The sequence below is a fragment of the Actinomadura sp. DC4 genome, from assembly GCF_030406325.1.
Lineage (GTDB): Bacteria > Actinomycetota > Actinomycetes > Streptosporangiales > Streptosporangiaceae > Actinoallomurus.
In genome coordinates this window covers 58,133-80,461 of sequence record NZ_JAUEQY010000028.1, presented here as the reverse complement: position 1 = coordinate 80,461, position 22,329 = coordinate 58,133, and the positions used below count along the sequence as shown (strand labels likewise).

General features: G+C 72.3%; 21 protein-coding genes and 1 pseudogene. 11 read left to right on the top strand and 11 right to left on the bottom strand.

Features of this window, described 5'->3' with window-relative positions; all coding sequences use genetic code 11:
* Positions 1 to 105 precede the first annotated feature (105 nt).
* Both QWU11_RS35920 and QWU11_RS35915 read right to left on the bottom strand, forming a co-directional pair.
* Positions 106 to 495 (bottom strand): DUF393 domain-containing protein, encoded by a 390-nt coding sequence (locus QWU11_RS35920; protein ID WP_290118972.1) that lies wholly within the window; start codon positions 493 to 495, stop codon positions 106 to 108.
* Between the two features lie 30 nt (positions 496 to 525).
* The gene (locus QWU11_RS35915; protein WP_290118971.1) at positions 526 to 1,077 is read right to left on the bottom strand and encodes an HIT domain-containing protein; all 552 of its coding nucleotides are present in this window, start codon (positions 1,075 to 1,077) and stop codon (positions 526 to 528) included.
* Positions 1,078 to 1,218: 141 nt separating this feature from the next.
* On the opposite strand from QWU11_RS35915, the gene QWU11_RS35910 reads away from it, so the two are divergent.
* Positions 1,219 to 1,740 carry an Asp23/Gls24 family envelope stress response protein gene (locus tag QWU11_RS35910; RefSeq protein ID WP_290118970.1) on the top strand — a complete coding sequence of 174 codons (522 nt, stop codon included), beginning with the start codon at positions 1,219 to 1,221 and terminating at the stop codon, positions 1,738 to 1,740.
* Between the two features lie 46 nt (positions 1,741 to 1,786).
* On the opposite strand, the gene thrS is transcribed toward QWU11_RS35910, so the two are convergent.
* Complete coding sequence (thrS, locus tag QWU11_RS35905) at positions 1,787 to 3,760, bottom strand: threonine--tRNA ligase (RefSeq protein WP_290118969.1); 1,974 nt, start codon at positions 3,758 to 3,760, stop codon at positions 1,787 to 1,789.
* 468 nt (positions 3,761 to 4,228) lie between these two features.
* On the opposite strand from thrS, the gene QWU11_RS35900 reads away from it, so the two are divergent.
* The gene (locus tag QWU11_RS35900) at positions 4,229 to 5,236 is read left to right on the top strand and encodes a hypothetical protein (RefSeq protein ID WP_290118968.1); all 1,008 of its coding nucleotides are present in this window, start codon (positions 4,229 to 4,231) and stop codon (positions 5,234 to 5,236) included.
* Between the two features lie 10 nt (positions 5,237 to 5,246).
* Here QWU11_RS35900 and trxA read toward each other — a convergent pair whose 3' ends face one another.
* Together trxA and QWU11_RS35890 are read right to left on the bottom strand one after the other, a co-directional pair.
* Positions 5,247 to 5,606, bottom strand: a complete 360-nt coding sequence (gene trxA / locus QWU11_RS35895; protein WP_290118967.1) for a thioredoxin — start codon at positions 5,604 to 5,606, stop codon at positions 5,247 to 5,249.
* Between the two features lie 328 nt (positions 5,607 to 5,934).
* The gene (locus tag QWU11_RS35890) at positions 5,935 to 6,081 is read right to left on the bottom strand and encodes a hypothetical protein (RefSeq protein WP_290118966.1); all 147 of its coding nucleotides are present in this window, start codon (positions 6,079 to 6,081) and stop codon (positions 5,935 to 5,937) included.
* A gap of 52 nt (positions 6,082 to 6,133) precedes the next feature.
* Here QWU11_RS35890 and QWU11_RS35885 point away from each other — a divergent pair, with 52 nt between their 5' ends.
* The 4 genes from QWU11_RS35885 to QWU11_RS35870 all read left to right on the top strand — a co-directional run bounded on the left by QWU11_RS35885 (position 6,134) and on the right by QWU11_RS35870 (position 9,991).
* Positions 6,134 to 7,432 carry a helix-turn-helix domain-containing protein gene (locus QWU11_RS35885; protein ID WP_290118965.1) on the top strand — a complete coding sequence of 433 codons (1,299 nt, stop codon included), beginning with the start codon at positions 6,134 to 6,136 and terminating at the stop codon, positions 7,430 to 7,432.
* A 168-nt stretch (positions 7,433 to 7,600) separates the two neighbouring features.
* Complete coding sequence (locus QWU11_RS35880; RefSeq protein WP_290118964.1) at positions 7,601 to 7,747, top strand: hypothetical protein; 147 nt, start codon at positions 7,601 to 7,603, stop codon at positions 7,745 to 7,747.
* 120 nt (positions 7,748 to 7,867) lie between these two features.
* A complete protein-coding gene (locus tag QWU11_RS35875; RefSeq protein ID WP_290118963.1) occupies positions 7,868 to 8,488 on the top strand; it encodes a TetR family transcriptional regulator in 621 nt (206 codons plus the stop codon).
* 297 nt (positions 8,489 to 8,785) lie between these two features.
* Entirely contained in the window at positions 8,786 to 9,991 is a 1,206-nt protein-coding gene (locus QWU11_RS35870) for a glycosyl hydrolase family 8 (protein WP_290118962.1), read from the top strand.
* A gap of 97 nt (positions 9,992 to 10,088) precedes the next feature.
* On the opposite strand, the gene QWU11_RS35865 is transcribed toward QWU11_RS35870, so the two are convergent.
* The 6 genes from QWU11_RS35865 to QWU11_RS35840 all read right to left on the bottom strand — a co-directional run bounded on the left by QWU11_RS35865 (position 10,089) and on the right by QWU11_RS35840 (position 16,576).
* Complete coding sequence (locus tag QWU11_RS35865) at positions 10,089 to 11,024, bottom strand: Ppx/GppA phosphatase family protein (protein WP_290118961.1); 936 nt, start codon at positions 11,022 to 11,024, stop codon at positions 10,089 to 10,091.
* Between the two features lie 52 nt (positions 11,025 to 11,076).
* Entirely contained in the window at positions 11,077 to 11,850 is a 774-nt protein-coding gene (locus QWU11_RS35860) for a CPBP family intramembrane glutamic endopeptidase (RefSeq protein WP_290118960.1), read from the bottom strand.
* Positions 11,851 to 11,901: 51 nt separating this feature from the next.
* Entirely contained in the window at positions 11,902 to 12,654 is a 753-nt protein-coding gene (locus tag QWU11_RS35855) for an enoyl-CoA hydratase-related protein (protein WP_290118959.1), read from the bottom strand.
* 2 nt (positions 12,655 to 12,656) lie between these two features.
* Entirely contained in the window at positions 12,657 to 14,582 is a 1,926-nt protein-coding gene (locus tag QWU11_RS35850; protein ID WP_290118958.1) for a biotin carboxylase N-terminal domain-containing protein, read from the bottom strand.
* A 4-nt stretch (positions 14,583 to 14,586) separates the two neighbouring features.
* Positions 14,587 to 16,185 carry a carboxyl transferase domain-containing protein gene (locus QWU11_RS35845; RefSeq protein ID WP_290118957.1) on the bottom strand — a complete coding sequence of 533 codons (1,599 nt, stop codon included), beginning with the start codon at positions 16,183 to 16,185 and terminating at the stop codon, positions 14,587 to 14,589.
* Positions 16,186 to 16,288: 103 nt separating this feature from the next.
* Positions 16,289 to 16,576 carry a hypothetical protein gene (locus QWU11_RS35840; RefSeq protein WP_290118956.1) on the bottom strand — a complete coding sequence of 96 codons (288 nt, stop codon included), beginning with the start codon at positions 16,574 to 16,576 and terminating at the stop codon, positions 16,289 to 16,291.
* A 136-nt stretch (positions 16,577 to 16,712) separates the two neighbouring features.
* Here QWU11_RS35840 and QWU11_RS35835 point away from each other — a divergent pair, with 136 nt between their 5' ends.
* The 5 genes and pseudogenes from QWU11_RS35835 (at position 16,713) to QWU11_RS35815 (ending at position 22,326) form a co-directional block, all read left to right on the top strand.
* Positions 16,713 to 16,943, top strand: coding sequence for an RNA polymerase subunit sigma-70 (locus tag QWU11_RS35835; RefSeq protein ID WP_290118955.1), 231 nt, complete (start codon positions 16,713 to 16,715; stop codon positions 16,941 to 16,943).
* A 2-nt stretch (positions 16,944 to 16,945) separates the two neighbouring features.
* Positions 16,946 to 17,482 (top strand): annotated as a pseudogene (locus tag QWU11_RS35830) (Clp protease N-terminal domain-containing protein); the annotation flags it as partial.
* A 299-nt stretch (positions 17,483 to 17,781) separates the two neighbouring features.
* The gene (locus QWU11_RS35825) at positions 17,782 to 18,147 is read left to right on the top strand and encodes a GNAT family N-acetyltransferase (RefSeq protein ID WP_290118954.1); all 366 of its coding nucleotides are present in this window, start codon (positions 17,782 to 17,784) and stop codon (positions 18,145 to 18,147) included.
* 200 nt (positions 18,148 to 18,347) lie between these two features.
* On the top strand, positions 18,348 to 21,158 hold the full coding sequence (locus QWU11_RS35820; RefSeq protein ID WP_290118953.1) for a hypothetical protein: 2,811 nt from the start codon (positions 18,348 to 18,350) through the stop codon (positions 21,156 to 21,158).
* Between the two features lie 49 nt (positions 21,159 to 21,207).
* The gene (locus QWU11_RS35815) at positions 21,208 to 22,326 is read left to right on the top strand and encodes a GDSL-type esterase/lipase family protein (RefSeq protein WP_290118952.1); all 1,119 of its coding nucleotides are present in this window, start codon (positions 21,208 to 21,210) and stop codon (positions 22,324 to 22,326) included.
* Positions 22,327 to 22,329: the final 3 nt, after the last annotated feature.

The window sequence follows — 22,329 nt, the reverse complement described above, 5'->3', positions numbered from 1 at the left end:
CGTGGCCTGTGGCCCTGCGAGGCCTGCTCCGGCGTGCGGTTTCGGATCCGCCGCTGTCCTGGGTCCCCGGCCGTCACGGCCACCCAAGCCCGGACCTGAAGAGGGTCAGCTCTCAGCGCCGGGGCGTTCGGCGGCGGGGAGGGCGCAGGCCGGGGTGCCGCCGGGAAGGCGGTGACGGTTGACCGTGACCACGTGGTAGACGCCCGCCGCGAGCCAGCGGACCGGCGGCAGACGGATGAGCTCGCCGAGGGGCCACCACAGGCCGCCCGCGTCGATCAGGAGGCTCGCTATGGCCTGGGCGCCGCCGCGTACGCGGCCGTCACGTACCCAGAGGACCTCGCCGCTCGCGCGGGACTCGGTCGTGCCGAGCGCCTCCAGGTCCGCGTCCTGGTACGGGACGATCTTCGCGCTCGTCGGGATGCGCCGCTCGATGAAACGTGCCGACGTCGTGCAGAAGCCGCAGTCGCCGTCGTACAGCAGGATGGGCCGGCCCATGGGTGACGCCTCCTCGGTCGAGAGCCGGGCTCAGTCGAGCGGCCAGGCGTCCGCGATGATCTGGCGGGTGTCGCGGAGCAGCTGCGGCAGCACGCGGGTCTGGCCGATGATCGGCATGAAGTTGGTGTCGCCGCCCCAGCGCGGGACGACGTGCTGGTGCAGGTGGGCGGCGATGCCCGCGCCGGCGACGGTGCCGAGGTTCATGCCGACGTTGAAGCCGTGGGCGCCGCTCGCCTTGCGCAGTGCGGTGAGCGAGCGCTTGGTGAGCAGCGCGACCTCTACGGTCTCGGCCGTCTCCAGCTCGGTGTAGTCGCTGACATGCCGGAACGGGCACACCATGAGGTGGCCCGAGTTGTAGGGGTACAGGTTGAGCACGGCGTAGGCGTGCTCACCACGGCGTACGATCAGACCCTCTTCGTCGTCCATCTTGGGGATCTCGCAGAACGGGCAGCCGTCGTCCGGGCCCAAGCCCGTGGGTTTGCTCTCACCCTTGATGTACGCCATCCGGTGGGGGGTCCACAGCCGCTGGAAGGCGTCGGGATCGCCGACGCCGAACTGCTCCTCACGCTTGGGCTCGGTCATGCCAGAAGCATAGGACCGCGCCGCCGGCGCACCCCTCCGGGGTTGCGGGCCAGGGACGCGCGTTATGGGTTTTAAGTGGCTTTTGATGCCAGGTGGGGGTGCGGTCCGTCAAAATGAGGCGACCCACGACTGGAGGCCGCCATGCCCGCACTCGCCGACGAGAAGCCACCGCCCGAGCGGGCCGACGAGCCGGCCTCGGAAGAGAACACCGAACGGGCCAACATCGTCACCGCCCTCGCGACGGAACCGGGACAGCCCGCCGATCAGATCAAGGGCCGCATCGACATCGAGGACGAGGTCGTCGAGAAGGTCGCCGGCCTGGCCGCGACCGAGGTGGAGGGCGTCGCCGACCTCGGCGGAGACGTCGCCCGTACGGTGGAGAACGTCCGCGAGCGCATCGGCGTCGGCCACCGGCGCGGCGACCAGGGCGTCAAGGCCAGCATCGACGGGCAAGAGGTGTCCATCGAGGTCACCATCGTGATCGAGTACGGCCACGTCGTCATGGAGGTGGCCCGTCTCGTCAAGGCGAACGTCGCCACCCAGACCAACCGCATGCTCGGCCTGCGGGTCGTCGAGGTCAACGTGACCGTCGACGACGTCCGGATGCCGGTGACGGCGAAGGAGGCCGCAGCGGCCGGGGAAGAGCGCCTGACGATCGGTTAGGGCCCGTCCCCGGCCGCGCCGCGGAGGCGCGGCCGGGCGACGCGGTTCAGATCTGGACGCGCTGCTCGACGGCCTTGGCGATCTCCTCGACCGCCTCGTCCACCGAGACGCCGTTGTTCTGCTCGCCGCTGCGGTAGCGGAACGAGACGGCGTTCTTGGAGACGTCGTCGTCGCCGGCCAGCAGCATGAACGGGATCTTCTGCTTCTGCGCGTTGCGGATCTTCTTCTGCATGCGGTCGGAGGAGGAGTCGACCTCCACCCGTACGCCGCGCTCACGCAGGCGTACGGCGACCTGCTCCAGGTAGGGCACGTGGTCGTCGGAGATCGGGATGCCGACGACCTGCACCGGTGACAGCCAGGGCGGCAGCGCGCCGGCGTAGTGCTCCAGCAGGACGCCGAAGAATCGCTCGATCGAGCCGAACAGCGCCCGGTGGATCATCACCGGCTGCTGGCGGGTGCCGTCCGCGGCCTGGTACTCCAGCCCGAACCGCTTCGGCTGGTTGAAGTCGACCTGGATGGTGGACAGCTGCCAGGTGCGGCCGATGGCGTCCTTGGCCTGCACCGAGATCTTCGGGCCGTAGAAGGCCGCCCCGCCCGGGTCCGCCACGAGTTCGAGGCCGGACTCGTCGGCCGCCTCCTGGAGCGCGGCGGTGGCCTCGTCCCAGTCCTCCTGGGCGCCGATGAACTTCTCGGAGTCGTCGCGGGTGGACAGCTCCAGGAAGAACTCGCTCAGGCCGTAGTCGCGCAGCAGGTCGAGTACGAAGGTGAGGAGGTTCTTCAGCTCCCCGACCATCTGCTCCTTGGTGCAGTAGATGTGGGAGTCGTCCTGGGTCATGCCGCGGACGCGGGTGAGGCCGTGCACGACGCCGGACTTCTCGAAGCGGTAGACGGTGCCGAACTCGAACAGCCGCAGCGGCAGCTCGCGGTAGGACCGTCCGCGCGCACGGAAGATCAGGTTGTGCATCGGGCAGTTCATCGGCTTGAGGTAGTACTCGGCCCCGTCGACCTCCATCGCCGGGAACATGTCGTCCTTGTACCAGCCGAGGTGCCCGGAGGTGTTGAACAGGTCGCCCTTGGTGATGTGCGGGGTGTTGACGAACTCATAGCCCGACTGCTCGTGGCGCCCGCGTGAGTAGTCCTCCATCACCCGCCGGACGATGCCGCCCTTGGGGTGGAAGACCGCCAGGCCGCTGCCGATCTCGCTCGGGAACGAGAACAGGTCGAGCTCGGCGCCGAGCTTGCGGTGGTCGCGCTTCTCGGCCTCCTCGAGGAACTTGAGGTAGGCGTCCTGCCGGTCGCGCGACTCCCAGGCGGTGCCGTAGATGCGCTGGAGCTGGGGGTTCTTCTCGCTCCCCCGCCAGTACGCCCCGCCGGAGCGCATGAGCTTGAACGCCGGGATCGCGCGGGTGCTCGGCAGGTGCGGCCCGCGACACAGGTCCTTCCAGCACAGTTCGCCGGTCTTGGCGTCGAGGTTGTCGTAGATGGTCAGCTCTCCGCCGCCGACCTCGACGCTCTCCTCGTCACTCGGAGCGGAACCGGCCGCGCCCTTGAGCCCGATCAGCTCGAGCTTGTACGGCTCGCCGGCCAGCTCCTCGCGCGCGCCGGAGTCGGTGACGACCCGCCGGGAGAAGGACTGGCCCTGCTTGACGATCTCGCGCATGCGCTTCTCGATGCGCTTGAGGTCATCGGGCTGGAAGGGCTGCTCCACGTCGAAGTCGTAGTAGAAGCCGTTGTCGACCGGCGGCCCGATGCCCAGCTTGGCCTTGGGGAACAGCTCCTGTACGGCCTGGGCCATGACGTGCGCCGCCGAGTGGCGGACGATGGACAGGCCCTCGCCCGAGCCGACCTCGATGGGCTCGGCGGCGTCGCCCTCGTTCAGGACGTACGCGAGGTCGCGGGCCTGGCCGTTGACGCGTGCCGCGATGACGGTGCGGCCGTCGGCGTCGAGCGCCTCTCCGACGGTGGTGCCCGCCGCCACCACACGCTCGCTTCCGCCGAGGGTGATGCGCAGTTCAGGCACTGATGCTCCTCGAAGGTGATGGGTGTTGTCGCGATCGAATGCTACCGACTGCTCGCCGCCGCCGGACTCCTCGCTCTCCATGATCCACTCCTGTTTCGCGGGAGCGGTCACGAGGCCGGAACGCCGAGGCCCCGGGATCGCTCCCGGGGCCTCGATGCTGCGTGAGTCAGTGCGTGCAGCCGATGCGCCGGGGTCGCCCCGGCGTCGTCGTCGCGAACACGGCTGCCATGCCCCCAGGGTAACCGATCCACACCTCGCGGCGTGGGGTCGTTTCGAGCAGGTAGGCTGACCGTGGCGAAGGGGAGTAGTCCCGCCCGCCGGTCATCGACATGCTGGAGCGCGCGCGCTCCCGGTGCCCGGGCCCCGCTCAGGGGTGGACGAGACCTTCGGCAAATGGTGACGTCTGTCCGTCGCCGTGGGCCGAAGTCTCATCCGATCCGTCCCACGGCGCATGACCGAAGGAATTTCATGCTGCACGTGGTGATCCTGCTGGCCTGCGCGGTCGCGATCTACCTCTCCTGTGAGTGGTTCGTCAACGCGGTCGAGTGGCTGGGCCTGCGCCTCAAGGTCGGCCCGCTCGCGGTCGGCACGGTCCTGGCCGCCTTCGGCACCGCGCTGCCGGAGAGCGTCGTGACGTTCGTCGCGGTCGTGTTCGGCGCCGGACCGGAGCAGAAGGACATCGGGGTCGGCGCCGCGATGGGCGGCCCGCTCGCCCTCGCCACCGCCGCGTACGGCGTGACCGGCTTCATGCTGGTGACGAGCCGCCGGCGACGGGCCGAGACCGGGGCGGAGCGGCTCGGCGACACGGCCAAGCTCGCGCGCGACCAGCGCTGGTTCCTGGTGATCTTCGCGGTGAAGGTCACGCTCGGGCTGCTGAGCTTCGCGTTCAAGCCCTGGCTCGGGCTGCTGTTCTTCGCGGCGTACGGGGTCTACTTCTGGCGTGAGCTGCGCGCCGACGGCGACACCGGGGACGAGGGCGGCACCGTCGACGTCGAGCCGCTCAAGCTGCAGCCGCGTCGCGAAAGGCCCGCCACGTGGGCGGTCGTCACGCAGGCCGTCGTCACCCTCGCGGTCATCTTCGTGGCCTCGCAGCTCTTCGTGCACGCGCTGGAGGCCATCGGCCCGATGCTCGGCCTGCCGGCCGCCGTCACCGCGCTGCTGCTGTCCCCCATCGCGACCGAGCTGCCCGAGATCATGAACGCGATCATCTGGGTTCGCCAGGGCAAGACGCATCTCGCCCTGGCGAACATCAGTGGCGCCATGATGATCCAGGCGACCGTCCCCTCGGGGCTGGGCATCCTGTTCACGCCGTGGCGGTTCGACGGCCCGCTGCTGCTCTCGGGGATCGTGACGGTGGTCGCGATGCTGTTCCTGCTGATCGCGCTCACCTCGGGGAGGTTCACCGGGAGGACGCTGACCTGGGCCGCGGCGTTCTACGGCCTGTTCGCGGTCTGTCTCATCCCGATACTCGTCTGAGCGGCGCGGGTCAGGACTGGGCGGCGAGCTTGCTGCGCACGTCGTCCATGTCGAGGGCGCGGACCTGCTCGATCAGGCTCTCCAGCGCCTGCTCGGGCAGCGCGCCGGGCTGGGCGAAGACGATGACGCCGTCGCGGATCGCCATGATCGTGGGGATCGACGTGATCTCGAAGCGTCCGGCCAGGTCCTGCTCGGCCTCGGTGTCGACCTTGCCGAAGACGATGTCCTCGTGCTTGGCCGACGACCGGTCGTACACCGGCGCGAACATGCGGCACGGGCCACACCAGCTCGCCCAGAAGTCGACCAGCAGGATGCCCTCACCGGCTGCCGTCTGGTCGAAGTTGGCGGCGGTCAGTGTCGTCGTGGCCATTTCCTCAGCTCCCTGGGTCGAAGACGCGGCGCCTCCGTGTCACCGCCCCACCGACAACAGCGGAGCGGTGGCCGCAATTCCGCGGCTCCCCGCAGAGGCACGACGCCACCGCGGGCGGTCCGAGGCCGCGGTCTCCACCTGCGGGAACCGGTCTCGGCACCGTCCGGCTGTGGCCGCTCTAGGCCACTCCCGGCTTCTTGCGATGTGCCCGGGATCGACGATCCGGCGCTCGCGGGCCGCCGAAGCGTCGATCCCGGTCGGGCGCACCGTCGCCGGTACGCCCTCGACCGACAGCCCTGCTGACCAGAAAGTCAGCAGGTCAGTGCGGTCAGCAGCAGGCGATCGGCACGGTCTCGTTCGCGGTGGTAGAAGCGGCGGACGCGGCCGTGATGCCCGCTCCGATGGAACCGAACGCCAAGAACCAGCCCATCATCGCCAGAATGATCAAGGCCACGGCCCTGCGAAGGTGTGACATTCTTTTCTATCCTTTCGTGTGGTTCTGTCACTTTCTTGTAGAGGTGGGCGGGATGCCAAGTCAAGAATCGCTGGGCGAACGGATACGTAACCTGCGCTTGAGGAAGAACATGTCTCAGGCCCAGCTAGCGTGGCCGGAGCTCTCCGACAGCTATGTGTCACTCATTGAGAGCGGCAAGCGCACGCCTGCCCCCAGCATGGTGGCTCTGCTGGCACGGAAGCTAGATTGTTCGACCGCTTACCTCACGACGGGCGTGACCGAGGAGGCGATGACCGGCCTCCAGGAGACGATGAGGTACGCCCAGATCGCCCTGCAGAACGGTGCCACCAACGAGGCCCGTACCTGCTTCGCCGAGGTGTTGTCCCATCCGGCGCTCGCCGACCTGCCGGCGCTCGCCCACGAGGCGCGCTGGGGACACGCCCTGGCACTGGAGGCGACCGGCTCCCTCGAAGAGGCCATCGTCGAGCTTGAGCGGGCCGCAGAGCTGACTTCGGCGCAGGCCGACCCGGACCACTGGGCCGAGCTCCACACGGCGCTCAGCCGCTGTCTCCGCGAGCGCGGCGACCTCGCGGCGAGCATCCGCGCCGGGGAGGAGGCGCTGGAGCGACTCACCGAGGGCGGCGGCCAGTGGAGCGACTCCATGGTCATGCTCGGCGCCACGGTGCTCGCGGCGTACTACTTCCGCGGCGACCTGGCGTACGCCAACCAGCTCGCCCAGGCGCTGATCGAGCGTGCCGAGGCCATCGGCACCCCGCGGGCGCTGATGGCCGCGTACTGGAACGCCGGTCTGGTCGCGGAGCAGCGCGGGGAGTTCGACGCCGCGCTGCGGCTCGCCGAACGCGCCATCGCGCTGCTCGGCGAGGAGAACGACCCGCGTAACCTCAGCCGCCTGCGCACGGCCTACGCGCTGTTCCTCCTGATCGCCCGTCCGCAGGACGCGGAGCGGGCGCGCGAGGTGCTCCTCAAGGCCGAGCGCGAGCTCGAGTCGAGCTCGGCGAGCACGGTCGACATGGCCTGGTGCCTCACCATCCAGGCGCGGGCCGAGCTCGCGCTGGGCCGGCCCGTCGAGGCGGCCGCGTTCGCCACACGCGCGACCGACCTTCTGAAGGACACCGCCGGCCATGCCATCGCCCAGGCGTACACGGTCCTCGGCGAGGCCTACGAAGGGCTCGGCCAGCGCGAGGAGGCGGTGAACGCCCTGTCGCAGGCGGTCGACTACCTGGAGAAGATGGAGGCGCACCGCCCCGCCGCCCGCACGTGGTTCGACCTGGCCGAGCTGCTCGGCGCGGCCGGCCAGCCCGACGGCCAGAAGGCGGCGTTCCAGCGGGCGCTGTCCTGCATGGACCTCTGACCCCACGCTGAGGGGCGTCCCCCCGCCCGGACGCCCCCGCAGGACCACGCGAGGACGCGCGGTTCCCGATGGAACCGCGCGTCCTCGCGTCACGTCTCTTGTCTTGTACGCACGTCCAAGGTCTCTGGACGTGCGCTGGAGAAGACCTGAAAATCGGAGGGGAAAGACGTGAAGGTTCAGCGGCTTCGTTCGGCGGGCGTGATCGGTGCGGCCCTGGTTCTGGCGCTCACGGCCTGCGGAGGCCACTCCCATCACGTGGTCCATCACCACGTCGTCCACCACCACGTCGTGCACCACGTCGTCCGCCACCACTGACGGCCGCCGCACGGCCGTGACCGCGATGCCTCCGGCTCCGTACGGCGTCGAACGCCTGCGGAGTCCGCGCCCCGACGGAACGCCTCGATCCTCATATGCTGAGCGGATGGAGGCCGGTCCGTGCCGCTGAACGGCCGCCGCGCTCAGGCGGTGCGCAACGACGAGCTCATCCTCGCTGCCGCGCGCGCCGTCTTCGCCGCCGATCCGGCCGCCCCGATCGCGACCGTCGCCGAACGGGCGGGGGTGGGCATCAGCGCCCTCTACCGGCGCTGTACCTCCAAGGAGGAGCTCCTCCGCCGGCTCTGCGCGGACGCCGTACGGCTCTACAACCGCGAGGCGGAGGCCGCCCTCGCCGACGGGGGCGACCACGGGGCGATGTTCCGCCGCTTCATGCGGCGCGTGGTGGCCGCGGACCTGTACGCGCTGACGCTGCGGCTCGCGGGGAGCTTCACGCCGGACGCGGAGCTGCGCCGCGAGGCGCTGAGGGCCCAGGACCTGAGCACACGGCTGTTCGAGCGCGCTCGCGCGGCGGGCGCGATCCGGCCCGACGTCGTGCTGGACGACATCGCCCTGGTCTTCGAACAGGTCGCGGCGGTGCGGCTGGCGGACGAGCAGCGGACGCGGCTCCTGCGCGAGCGGTCCCTGGCCCTGATGCTCGACGCCCTGCGCATGAGCCCGGCCGATCCTCTCCCAGGCCCGCCCCCGGCACGCGAGGAGATCACCCGCCATTGGGCGACCTGACCGTCGCCGTAAGGTCCTGGCATTTCCATCGGCCGTGATAAGCGTTTTCCTCGCGCCGGTGAACGGGGTCGACGATGGCCCTGATATGTTCCTCGGACATTCCTGAGCTGCGTCTTCTTTTTCGCCTCAGGAGGACCCCGGCGTTCTCCCGATCGGCGCGGCGACTCGACACGGGTCGATGACAGATCTCGTCAGGATTCGCCGACACCTCTTGACGGAAGCGCGATGCGCGATCATCCTCTGGCCTTGTTAGGAAACCTTCCTAACGAGTGTTCTCCGCCCCCGAGGAGTTCCTCCATGCTCAGACGAAAGGTCCTGACGGCCGTCGTCGCGCTGGCGGTCGCGGCCGCCGTGCCCGCCCCTCACGCCGACGCCGCGGACACGGCCGCGCGCCCCTTCCCCGCCCACGTCACCTACAAGACCGGCGTCATGCCCTCGGCGAGCCAGGCCACACGGGACGCCGCCGTCAAGAGGCAGTACGACTCGTGGAAGAGCCACTACCTGCGCGCCGCGTGCGGCGGCCACCTCGTCTACGCGACCGGCGACGCGCCCAACAAGGGCACCGTGTCCGAGGCGCAGGGCTACGGCATGAACATCGTGCCGCTCATGGCCGGCTACGACGCCGACGCCAAGGCGGAGTTCGACGGCCTGTGGCACGTCGTCTCCACCCACCGCGACGCCAAGGGCATGATGCAGTGGATCCTGGACGGCAAGTCGTGCGCGTACGCCGACTCGGGCACACCGGACGGGGCCACCGACGGCGACCTCGACGTCGGGTACGGCCTCATCCTGGCCGACCGGCAGTGGGGCGGTTACACCGCCGCCGCCAAGGACTGGCTGGCCAGGCTCTACGCGGCCGACGTCGCCTCCGATGGGCACCTGAAGTGCGAGGACGACGGGCCGAGCACCGACACCCGGCCCTCGGACTTCATGCTCGACCACCTGCGCGCGTTCGCGGCCTACGACACGGCCCACGACTGGAACAAGGTCATCACGCGGACCGAGGCGGTCGTCACGGCGTTCACCGCCGCCTACTCCCCCACCGCGAACCTGCTGTCGGACTTCGTCGTCGGCGCGAACGGCAACAGCCCCAAGCCCGCTCCGGCGGACTACCAGGAGGACCAGCCGGACAACATCGTCGGCTACAACTCCGTGCGCGTCCCGTGGCACATGGGCACCGACGCGCTGGTGTACGGCGCCCCGGTCAGCCTCGGCGTCGCGAAGAAGGAGTCGGCGAGCTACAAGAGTCACGCGGGCGGCGACCCGGCCGAGATCTACCCGCACACCAGGCTCGACGGGACGCCGGCGCAGACCGACGACCAGAGCGAGGCCGCCAACGACCCGGTCGGCGTCGCCGCCATGGCGGCGGGCGACCAGGCCTGGACCGACGCGCTCTGGAACTTCCTCGCGTCCAACCCCTACGAAGACACCTACTACGGCGAGACGATCAAGATGCTCGTCTACCTCGTCATGGCCGGCGACTACTGGTCCCCGGTGAGCTAGGGCCTGTCTCGAGGTCCCCGTTGGTGGCGCAGCCGGACAGCGGGGCCTCGAGACAGGTCCTGGGCGCGTACGGGCCGGTGGCCCGTCGGCCACCGGTTCAGCGCGCCTGGGGCAGGAGGTCCAGGCGGCGCAGGATCACGCCCTCGCGCAGCGCCCACGGGCACACGGCGGCCTCGCTGACGTCCAGGAGGTCCATGGCGGCGTCGGCGACGATCGCCCCGGCGGGGAGCTGCGGCGCCCGGCCCTCGGACACTCCGGGCAGCCCCGCGCGCTCGTGGGCGGTCATCGCCGGGAGCCGCCCGGCCCACTCGGTGACCGCGGCGTGGGACAGCACCCGGCGTACGAGCGGGCCCTGGTTCGAGGACGCCGCGCCGGTGATGCGGGCGAGCTGCCGGAACGTCTTGGAGGTGGCCACGGCATGGTCGGGCGCGCCGTAGCGCAGGATGCCGCCGACCTCACGGGCGATCGTCGTACGGACGTGCTTGCGGAGCTGGCGGACCTCCTCGGGGGGCGGCGGGTCGGCGCTGAGCCAGTCGCGGGTGAGCCGGCCGGCGCCGAGCGGCACCGACACCGCCGAGTCGGGCTCCTCGTCCGCGCCGGAGGCGATCTCCAGCGAGCCGCCGCCGATGTCCAGGACGAGCAGCCGCCCCGACGACCAGCCGAACCAGCGGCGCGCGGCCAGGAACGTCAGCCGCGCCTCGTCCTCGCCGGACAGCACCGGGATGTCGATGCCGCTGTTGTCCCGGATGCCGTCGAGGACCTCCTCGCCGTTGACCGCGTCGCGGATGGCCGAGGTCGCGAAGGCGACGACCTCCTCGACGCCCTTGTCCTCGGCGATGCGCAGTGCGTCGTCGACGAACGCGCGCAGGCGCCGTGCGCCGAGGTCGGACAGCCGGTTGCCGTCCTCCAGGTGGGCGGTGAGCCGCAACTCGTCTTTGTGGGAGAAGGCCGGCAGCGGCGCCGCTCCCTGGTACGCGTCCACCACCAGCAGATGCACGGTATTGGAGCCCACATCGAGGACACCGAGTCTCATGCCTTAGACGCTATCGGTTCATCCCATGTCCTTTTCGGCAGATACCGCCATCTCACGGGAGCCATGAGACATGCCCGTGCAGAAGGGTGTAACCGACGAACGTGGTCGCGTCGATGAGCGTGTGGGCGACGACGAGGGGCGCCGCGCGTCCCCAGCGCTGGTAGGCGCGGCCGAAGATCAGGCCCATCGCGACGTTGCCGGCGAACCCGCCGAAGCCCTGGTAGAGGTGGTACGAGCCGCGCAGGAGCGCGCTGACGGTCAGGGCCCGGTTCGGCCGCCACTCGAGCTGGTTGAGCCGGTGGAGGAGGTAGCCGGAGACGAGCACCTCCTCCAGCACGCCGTTCTGCGCGGCGGCCAGGATCAGCACCGGGATGCGCCACCACACGGCGGGCAGCTGCGCGGGCACGACGTTGAGGTTGGCGCCGGCGTGATATGCGCCGAGGTACAGCGCCAGGCCCGCTCCGCCGATCACCGCTGCCAGGATCGCGCCGCGCAGGGCGTCCTGCCCCGGCCGGCGCCGGTCGACGCCCAGGGTCGACAGCGACTCCCCCGAGCGCACCAGGAGGTAGGCCACGAGCGCCACCGGGGCCACGCCGGCCGCCAGGTTGAACAGCTGGAACATCAGGTCGATCCACGGCCGCCCCGGCGCGAGCGAGCCGACGAGCAGCGCCCGCTGGTGGGAGAGCGACTTGGGCGCGGTGAGCGAGGCGATGAGCTGCAGCAGCGCCGACACGCCGCTGGCGCCGAGCGAGAGCGCGAAGACGACCCAGATCTCGGCGGTGAGCAGCCGCCGGTCGAGCGCGGGCGCCTCAGGGGTGAGCGTCACGCCGCGCGACTGAGCCGGCCGGGGATTGTCACACGCGCACGTTAGCAGGGGCTACGGGAGCCAGCGCGGGTCGCGTTTCTCCAGGAAGGCGGCGATGCCCTCCTTGGCCTCCTCGGAGCCGAAGCGCTCGGCGGACAGCTCCGTCATCCGCGCGAAGCCCTCCTCGACGTCCAGCGCCGGGACGACGCGCGGCAGCCGCTTGGCGATGGCAAGGGCCTCCGGCGCGCCGCGCAGGAGCATCCCGGTGTAGTGGGCGACCGCGTCGTCCAGCTCCCCGGCCGGCACGGCGCGGTTGACCAGCCCGATCTCCTGGGCGCGCCGCGCGTCGAAGACCTCGCCGGTCAGGAAGTACTCCGCGGCGGCCCGCGGGTCCATGCGCCGCAGGCACGTGACCGCGATCATCGCGGGCACGACGCCCAGCCGTACCTCAGTGAAGGCGAACGTCGCGGTGTCCGGGGCGACGGCCAGGTCGCACGCGGTGACCAGGCCGAGCCCGCCGGCCCGCGCCGGGCCGTTGAGTCGCGCCACGACGGGCTTGGGGCTGTCCCAGATGAGGCGGACGAGGCCGGGCACGTCCGGCGGCGGCCCGCCGGCCGACTGCTCCTTCAGGTCGGCCCCCGCGCAGAACACCGTGCCCGCCCCGGTGAGCACCACGACGCGTACGCCGTCGTCGCCGAGCGCGGCGGTGAGCGCCTCGCGCAGCTCGGCCACGAGCCGCCGCGACAGGGCGTTGCGGTTGCGCGGCGAGTCCATGGTGATCGTCGCGACGCCGCCGTCATCGGCGAGCCGTACGAGCGGATCCATCTCTACTCCTCGGTGACGACGGCGAGCACGGCGCCGGTCTCGACCTGGTTTCCGACCTCGGCGTGCAACGTGGCCACGACGCCGTCCGCCGGGGCGAGGATCTGGTGTTCCATCTTCATCGCCTCCAGCCACAGCATCGGCTGGCCCCGCTCGACCGTGTCGCCCTCGCTCACCGCGACGCGGATGACCGAGCCGGGCATCGGCGCGAGCAGGGTGCCGGGCGCGATCCGCTCGGCGGGGTCGGGCAGGCGTTCGAGGGGCGTGAGCGTGACCGCGCCGAGCGCCGAGTCGACGTGGACGCGTCCGGCGTACCTGGCGACCGCGAACCTCAGGCGTACGCCGCCGGTCTCCAGGACCACCTCCGACGGGCCGGCCTCGGCGACCACGGTGTCCTCATGCCCCTCCGCGACCAGACCGTCCCGGGTGATGCGGTAGGCCACCTCGGCCTCCTCGAACGCCGCGTGCTGCGGCTGGGAGGAGACGTTGCGCCAGCCGCTCGGCAGGCCGCCGAGGACGCGTGCGGACGCGCGGTTCGCGGCGGCCTGGGCCAGGGCGGCGGCCAGCGCCGACAGGCGTACGGCCTCCTCGCCGGCGAGCGCGGCGGTCGTGTCGTGGCGGTCGAGGAAGCCGGTGTCGGTCGCGCCGGACAGGAACGCCTCGTGCCGCAGGACGTTGACGAGCTGGTCGCGGTTGGTGACCGGGCCGTGGACTCGCGCGCCGGCCAGCGCGGCGGCCAGCCGGCGGGCGGCGGCGGACCGGGTCGGCGCGTACGCGACGACCTTGGCGAGCATCGGGTCGTAGTGCGTGGAGACCACGCTGCCGGAGGTCACGCCGGCGTCCAGACGCAGGCCGTACACCGCCGGGGCACGGAACTCCGCGTCGACGCCGGGCACCGCGAAGGCGTGCAGCGTGCCGCTGTTCGGCCGGTACCCCTCGGCGGGGTCCTCGGCGTAGAGCCGGGCCTCGATCGCGTGGCCGGAGGGCCGGGGCGGGTCGCGCAGCGCGGCGCCCTCGGCCACCTCGATCTGCAGCGCGACCAGGTCGACGCCGTAGACGCACTCGGTGACCGGATGCTCCACCTGCAGCCGGGTGTTGACCTCCAGGAAGAAGAAGCCGCCGTCCGGGGAGAGCATGAACTCCACGGTGCCGGCGCCGGTGTAGCCGATGGCGCGGGCCGCGGCGGCGGCCGCCTCACACAGGCGCTGGCGGAGCTCGGCGTCGACGGCCGGCGAGGGCGCCTCCTCGATGACCTTCTGGTGGCGCCGCTGGATGGAGCACTCCCGCTCCCCCAGCGTCCAGACCGTGCCGTGGTCGTCGGCGAGCACCTGCACCTCGATGTGGCGGGCGCCGGTCAGCAGCGGCTCGCAGAACACCGCCGGGTCGCCGAAGGCCGACTCGGCCTCCCGCCGCGCCGACGCGACCGCCTCCTCCAGGTCGCCCGCCTCGCGTACGACCCGCATGCCGCGGCCGCCTCCGCCGGCGGAGGCCTTGACCAGCACCGGGAACTCGGTGATCGCGCCGGGGTCGAGGTCGGGCAGCACGGGCACACCCGCCGCGCGCATCAGCCGCTTGGCCTCGACCTTGAGGCCCATCGCGCCGATCGCCCGTGCGGGCGGGCCCACCCAGGTCAGGCCCGCACCCGTGACCAGCTCGGCGAAGCCGGCGTTCTCGGACAGGAAGCCGTAACCGGGATGGACGGCGTCGGCGCCGGCCGCACGGGCGGCGGCCAGGACCGCCTTCTGGTCGAGATAGGTCTCCGCGGGCGTCGCGCCCGGCAGGCGCACCGCGCGGTCGGCCTCGGCCGCGTGCGGCAGCCCGGCGTCCGGGTCGGAGAACACCGCGACCGTCTCGATGCCGAGGTCGCGGCAGGTACGGAAGACCCGCCGGGCGATCTCGCCCCGGTTCGCCACCAGCAGTCTGGAGATCATTCGCCTACATCCTGAATACGCCGAAACCGCTCGGCTTCTCGGCGGCGGGCGCGCTGTTGATCGCGGACAGGCAGAGCCCGAGGACGGTACGGGTGTCGCGCGGGTCGATGACGCCGTCGTCGTACAGCCGCCCGGACAGGAAGAACGGCAGCGACTCGGACTCGATCTGCGCCTCGACCAGCGCGCGCATCTGCGCGTCGGCCTCCTCGTCGAACTCCTGCCCGCGCGCCTGCGCCGCCTGGCGGCCGACGATGGACATCACGCCGGCCAGCTGCGCCGGGCCCATCACCGCGGACTTGGCGCTCGGCCAGGTGAACAGGAAGCGCGGGGCGTACGCCCGGCCGCACATGCCGTAGTTGCCGGCGCCGTACGAGGCGCCCATGACGACGGTCAGGTGCGGGACCCGGCTGTTGGACACCGCGTTGATCATCATCGCGCCGTGCTTGATGATGCCGCCCTGCTCGTACTCCCTGCCGACCATGTAGCCGGTGGTGTTCTGCAGGAAGAGCAGCGGGGTGCCGGTCTGGTTCGCGAGCTGGATGAACTGCGCGGCCTTCTGCGACTCCTGGCCGAACAGCACGCCGCGGGCGTTGGCGAGCACGCCGATCGGGTAGCCGTGCAGCGTCGCCCAGCCGGTGACGAGGCTCGTGCCGTACAGGGGCTTGAACTCGTCGAAGTCCGACGCGTCGGCGATACGGGCGATCACCTCGCGCGGGTCGAAGGGGATCTTGAGGTCCTCTGGGACGATGCCGAGGAGCTCCTCCTCGGCGTACTTCGGGGGCACGGCGGGCAGCGGCGTACGGCCCTGTTTGCGCCAGTCGAGGCGGGCGACGATCCGGCGGCCGATGCGCAGGGCGTCGTGCTCGTCGGCGGCCATGTAGTCGGCCAGGCCGCTGCTGCGCGCGTGCATCTCGGCGCCGCCCAGCTCCTCGTCGCCGGACTCCTCGCCGGTCGCCATCTTCACCAGCGGCGGCCCGCCGAGGAAGACCTTGGCGCGGTCCTGGACCATGACGACGTAGTCGCTCATGCCGGGGAGGTACGCGCCGCCGGCCGTGGAGTTGCCGAAGACGAGCGCGATCGTCGGGATGCCGGCGGCAGAGAGCCGCGTCAGGTCGCGGAAGACCCGCCCGCCCGGGATGAAGATCTCTTTTTGCGTCGGCAGGTCGGCGCCGCCGGACTCGACCAGGTTGATCAGCGGCAGGCGGTTCTCCAGCGCGATGTCGGAGGCGCGGAAGGACTTGGCCACGGTCCAGGGGTTGCTGGATCCGCCGCGGACGGTCGGGTCGCTGGCGGAGATCACGCACTCGACGCCCTCGACCACACCGATGCCGCTGACGATGCTCGCGCCGACGGCGAAGTCGCTGCCCCACGCCGCCAGCGGCGAGAGCTCCAGGAACGGCGAGTCCGGGTCGAGGAGCAGCTCGATCCGCTCGCGCGCGAGCAGCTTGCCCCGGCCGCGGTGCCGGTTGACGTACTTCGGGCCGCCCCCGGCCACCGCCTTGGCGTGCTCGGCGTCCAGATCGGCGAGCTTTGCCAGCATCGCCGCCCGGCGCTCGGCGTACGCCTCGCCCGCGGGGTCGAGCGCGCTGGTGAGAACCGTCATCCCTCGCCTTCCGCCGCTTCGGGCCGCCCGGACGGACGCCCCGTCCGACGAGTATGGCCAAGTGGCGGGCCGGAGGGGAAGATCCACCCCGGTGAGTCGAATCTCATTCGGTGGACATCGCGCCCGGCCTCGCCCGCACGAGCCGCCGGCGCGGCCGGGCCCGGACACGCGGCGGCGGCGCGGGATCGGCCTCCCGCGGCGAGCCGCCGAACAGGACGGTGGCCGCGGCCCACGGGTCGTCCAGCGCCGAGGTGAGCCCGGCGAGGCGCTCGACGACGGCGCGTTCCCCGGCGAGCGTCTCGGCCGGTTCGGCGGCGCGGTGGCGCTCGGTCAGGGCACGGAGATCCTTCCCCTCGCTCTCACGCAGGCGGCTGGCACGGGGCTTGAACATGCGGCTTCTCCCTGATGGTCGGCGGGCCTCGGCGGGCCCGGCACCCGGGAGTACGCACGGCGGTGGCGGCCGGCTCGATCCAGGCGTCGTCAACCTTGGTTGACAAGGAGTCTCGCGTCAACCTATGTTGACAGCCATGAGCGATGGAGTACAGCTCGCCCAGGAGGCGAGCAGCCGTGACCCGGCGGTCGGGCTACGGGCGGTCCGCGCGTTGCGCGAGCTCGCCGAGCGGCTCGAGGCGCTGCAGGTCCAGAGCGCACGCGACCAGGGATGGTCCTGGCAGGAGATCGCGGTCTGTCTCGGCGTGAGCCGGCAGGCCGTCCACAAGAAGCACGGCGGCCGGCGGATTCTCGGAAAGGAGCGGTAGGAATGTTCGAACGGTTCACGGAAGAGGCACGCGAGGTCGTGCAGAACGCGCAGGAGGAGGCCCGCCGGCTGCGCCATCGGCAGATCGGCACCGAGCACCTGCTGCTCGCGATGGCGGAGGCGGCCGAGGGGCCCGGCTCCCAGGCGCTGCGCGACCGGGGCCTGGACCCCGCGGACCTGCGCCGCCGGGTCGTCGGCGTCGTCGGGCCGCCCGCCGGCGAGCTCGATCCGCAGGCGCTCGCGACACTCGGCATCGACCTCGACGAGGTACGCCGGGTCACCGAGGCGAGCTTCGGCCCCGGCGCGCTCGACGCCCGCGGTGACAAGCCGGCGCCGCCGGGCCACATCCCCTTCAGCAAACGCGCCAAGAAGGTCCTCGAACTCTCCCTGCGCGAGGCCCTGCGCCTGGGGCACAAGCACATCGGCGGCGGGCACATCCTCCTCGGCCTGATCCGCGAGGGCGAGGGCCTCGCGGCCCAGGTTCTCGTGGACGCGGGCGCCGACCTGGCCGGCCTGCGCGACGACGTGATCCGGCGCATCTCCGCCGAGGCCGCATAGAGATCCGCCCGGCGGACCGCCGTGTGATGCGCGCGACCGACGACCATGACGAGCCGGTGGCGCCGTGCGGCGGCGACTCGCTCTGCCGGTGGGTGGCCCAGGGCCCGTCTCGAGGTCCCGTCCGTAGCGAGCGGTGTCCAGGTGGTGCCTCGCACGGCGGACGAAGGAGGCAGCCTGGTTTGGCTGCCGACTGAGGACAACGCGGCGAGCCGCCTGGGCGCCGCGCAGCAGGACAGCGGGACCTCGAGACAGGCCCAGGCCCTGAACGGGCGCGGGCGAGCATGGGCGAGCATGGGCGAGTGGGAGCGTCGCCGCCCCGGGCTCGAACGCCATGCCGGGCGTGCCGGGATCGAGCGCGGGCCGGCGTCCGCGACGGCGCGGGACGGCTCGTGGCCACGGCCGCGCTCGCCTGGTCCGCGCCGTCGGCCGGCCTGATCGCCGGAGTGGCCGCGCACCCGGACGCCCAGGGCCGTGGCCTGGGGAGCGCCGCCTGCGGCCGCGTCCTCGCCGAGACGCCACGGCGGCACGGGTGCGGCGCCCTCATGGTCGACGCGGGGAACACGGCCGCGATACGGCTCTACCGGAAGCCCGGCATGAGCCATCGGCCGACGCTCGCCGCGTACGTCGAGCGGCCATTCATGACGTGACGCGGTCACCGAAAGTGCGTGGGCGGTAATCGGCTCCGGAGAATGGTTAGCGGATAGGTCACACCGTGCTACGAAGAGCCCACTTGACCACTTTGTCCCGATAAGATGCCGCCACGGCTTTCTTATGGTCGAGGGTCGCGTCGCGGGGGGTCGCCATTGGACGGCGATGCACGGGGAGGGTGAGCGTGACTAGGCACGACATGCCTGACGAAGAGCCGAGCGCGGACCCGCCACCCGAGGACCCCTGGTCGTCTCCGCCCGCCGGGTGGGGTCCCGCCACTCCGCCGGCCGCACTCCCGCCCTGGGCGCCGACGCCGAACGAGGACCAGACGGTCGACCCTTCCGAGCAGCCGCGCTTCGAGGACCCGGCCGCACCCTCCGACCCCTGGCGGATCCCGCCGCAGCCGCGCTGGGACCCGGCGGCCGAGCCGCCCCCGGCCGAGCCCACAGTGACGGACGCGCCCGCGATGCCGCCGACCTACTACCTGCCGCTCCCGCAGACCGAGCCGAACCCCGCGTTTCCTCCGCGCGGCGCCGACCCGAACGCCACCGCCTTCGACCTGCCGCCCTCGGCCACGAGCCCGCGCTCCACCCCGCGTCCGCCCGAGTCCCGGCCGCCGATGCCCCCGGCCCGCCCGCCGGGCCCGCCGCCGGCCGTCTACGACGAGCCCTGGCGCCGCGAGACCGCCCAGCGCCAGCGCACGGGCCGGCGCGGCCTGCCCCTGCGGCCGATCCTGATCGGCGTCGCCGGCCTGGCCGTGGTCGCCCTGATCGCCGCCGGCGCCGTGGTCCTGACCCGGCACGGCGCCCACGACGCTCCGGCCGGTCCCGCCGCGAAGCTCGCCGCGACGACGTTCGCGCCGGACCCGGCGGCCAAGTCCGACGGCCGCGACCAGGAGCTGGTCGGCGTGGCCTCGGCGGGCTCGATCGTGGTCGCGATCGGCGGCGAGGCCGACACCGCCGACTACCGCGGGGAGTTCCTGGTCTCCAGCGACGGCGGGCGTTCGTTCCGCCTCGCCGACGTCCGTACGCCCGACGGCGCCGAGCCCGGGTACGGCGACACGCCCCGGGTCGTGGCCGGGTCCGAGGGCGCCTGGGTCGCCCTCGGCGGCTCGCGTACCGGCACCGCGGTCTGGACGAGCCGCGACGCGCGGACCTGGACCCGCCAGCCGGACTCCACCGGCGCGGTCTTCGGGCACGACAAGATCACCCGGGTGGCCCGTACGAGCAGCGGTTTCGTCGCCGTCGGGGACACCTCGCAGAAGGGCGACTACAGCGACGCCGTACCGGTCGTGTGGCTGTCCTCCGACGGACGGCAGTGGGAGCGCCTGGGCAACGACCAGCTGAAGATGTCGCTGTCCGGCGGCCCGCTCTCGCTGATCGACGTGGCCGCGCACGACAACGCCGTCATCGTCTACGGCTGGACCACCGACGCCAAGGGCCTGGTCACCCAGGACGGCGTGTGGCGCTCGGCCGACGGCGGGCGGTCCTGGGCCGCGGCCGACGTCCCGCATCCCAAGGGCACGGCCGGGCCGGGCATCGCCATCGGGGCGACGTCGGACGGGTTCGTCGCCGGCCGCAACGCGAGCAGCAAGTCCGAGCGGTACGGCGTGATCATGACCTCCGCGGACGGCGACCGGTGGCAGCCCGCCGGGGAGATCCACCTGCCGGGCTACGGAGGGCTGCAGCGCCTCTCCGGATCCGACCGCGGCCTCGCCGCGGTGATCGGCGCCGACAAGAAGGTCCTGCTCGCCCGCAGCGAGGACGGCCGGACCTGGCAGAACGGCGGCGAGGTGCCGACCTCCTCGGGCCGTACGGTCGAGGGCGTGGCGGTCACCGCGGGCGCGACCATCGTCGCCGGCCGCGAGGACGACGGCCAGGACACCGACGGAGTTCTCGCGGTACGCGACACGCTCGGCCAGGAGGTCCCGGTCGACGTGTCCGCGATCGCGGGGGCCGACCAGCCCGACCAGACCGTGACGTCCGTGGCGGCCGGCCCGGACCTGCAGGTCGCGGTGGGCGGCACCAACGGCGACGGGGCCGTCTGGACCTCGCCCGACGGCACCCGCTGGACCCGCGCGGGCGACTCCGGGCAGGCGCTCGCGCGGCCCGGCAAGCAGCGGCTCATCAACGTGACCCCGGGCGGCGCGGGCTGGGTCGCCGTGGGCTACGACGCGGGGCGGCCTCTCGTCGTCACCTCCGCGGACGGCACGAGCTGGCGCGCGGCCGAGGGGTTCGACCCGGGCTCCGGCCACGTCGCCACCTACGCCGCCGCCGCGGGGAAGGCGGGCTACGTGGTCGTGGGCGAGTCCGGGTTCTCGGCGGGCGCCTGGTTCTCCCCCGACCTGAAGTCCTGGAAGGCCGGCAGCGGCGGCGACCTGGGCGGCAAGGCGACGGCCAACCGCTGGATGCGCGGCGTCGTGGCCACGCCCTCCGGCTTCGTCGCCGTCGGCGGCCTCAGCGACCCGGCGGTCAAGGACGCGCCGCAGGGCCGACCCGCCGTCTGGACCTCGGCCGACGGGCGCAAGTGGACGCTGAAGGAGCTGCCGCAGCCGGCGGGCTCCCTGGAGGGCTGGTTCGACCGGGTGGCCGTCAGGGGCGGCACGCTCGTGGCGACCGGCACCGCGACGACCTCGTCGGGCCGTACGGCCTTCGCGTTCGTCTCCTCCGACGGAGGCGTGTCCTGGCAGGAGGTGCGGCTGCCCCGCGCGGGTCAGGACGGCGCCGACTCCAGCGACCACAGCTCCCTGTCCACCGCCGTGACCGCGACGCCGAGGGGCTTCGTCCTCGCGGGCACCGCGGGACGGCCGGGCCGGGAGGACGTGGTCCTGTGGACGTCGGCGGACGGGCGCTCGTGGAGCGCGCAGGCGCCCGAGGGCACCGGGCTGTCCGGCCGGGGCGACCAGTGGCTCACCGGGCTGACCACGCTCGGCTCCGATCTGCTGGCGGTCGGGATCAGCGCCGACCACACGGGTGAACGGCCGACCTTGTGGCGGCGGCCCTTGCCGTGAGTCATAGTGCTGTGAGTCCGCCCTCTCCCCGAACCCGGGACCCCCGCCCGTGACACGACTGGACCGGATCATCATCGCCGCGGTCGCGCTGTTCGTCAGCCTCGCGGCCTGCGCCGGTATGCGCCTGCAGGCCGGCGGCTCGACGCACCGCGCGCTGGCGGTCGCGCCCCACCGGGACGCGCCGGTCGCGATGCCCCTGCGCGTCATGGCGCTCGGCGACTCGATCACCGACGGCCTGTCCTCGGGCGGCTACCGCAGCGACCTGTGGCAGTACATGAAGGCCGACGGGATGAGGACCGACTTCGTCGGCTCGCGGTCCAGCGGGCCGCCGCAGCTCGGCGACCGCGACGACGAGGGGCACCCCGGCTGGCGCATCCGGCAGGTGTCCGCGCACGCGCGTGACTGGCTGCTGAAGTACCGGCCCGACATCGTCCTCCTGCAGATCGGCACGAACGACGTCATCCAGCGGTGGGGCCTGCCCGCGGCACCGTCCCGGCTGGGCGCGCTGCTCGACCTCGTCACCGCGACCGTGCCGGCCGCCCAGGTGTACGTCTCGACCATCACGCCGCTGGCGAACCGGAAGAACGAGGCGCGGGCCCGCGCGTACAACGCCGCCATCCCGGGCATCGTCGCGGACAAGGCCGGCGCGGGGCTGCACGTCCACCTGGTCGACATGCACTCCGTGCTGTCCAAGGACGACCTGTCCGGCGACGGCGTCCACCCCACCAACGGCGGCTACGCCAAGATGGCCGCGCGCTGGTACTCCGCGCTGACCGGCCGGCCGATGACGCGCTGGGAGGCGGAGTCGCCGACGTACGCGACCGTCAACAACGGCGAGCGGCTGACGACGGCGAACGCCTCCGGCGACGGGAAGGTCGGCTACCTGTCCGCCGCGGGAAGCTTCCTGGAGTTCGCGCTGCAGCTGCCGGACGCCGGGCGGTACCGCCTCTACGTGCGTGCCGGAAACGGCGCAGGCGGCGCCTGTGAGCAGCGGCTCACGGTCAACGGGCGGCCGCAGGGCGAGCTGCGCTACCCGGCGTACGGCTGGGACCGCTGGACCATCGCGGCGGCCCCCGTCGACCTGAACGCCGGCCGCGACACCCTGCGGCTGTCCTACGCGGCGTGCAGCGCGGAGATCGACGCGATCGGCCTCTCCCCGGCGTCGTAAGAC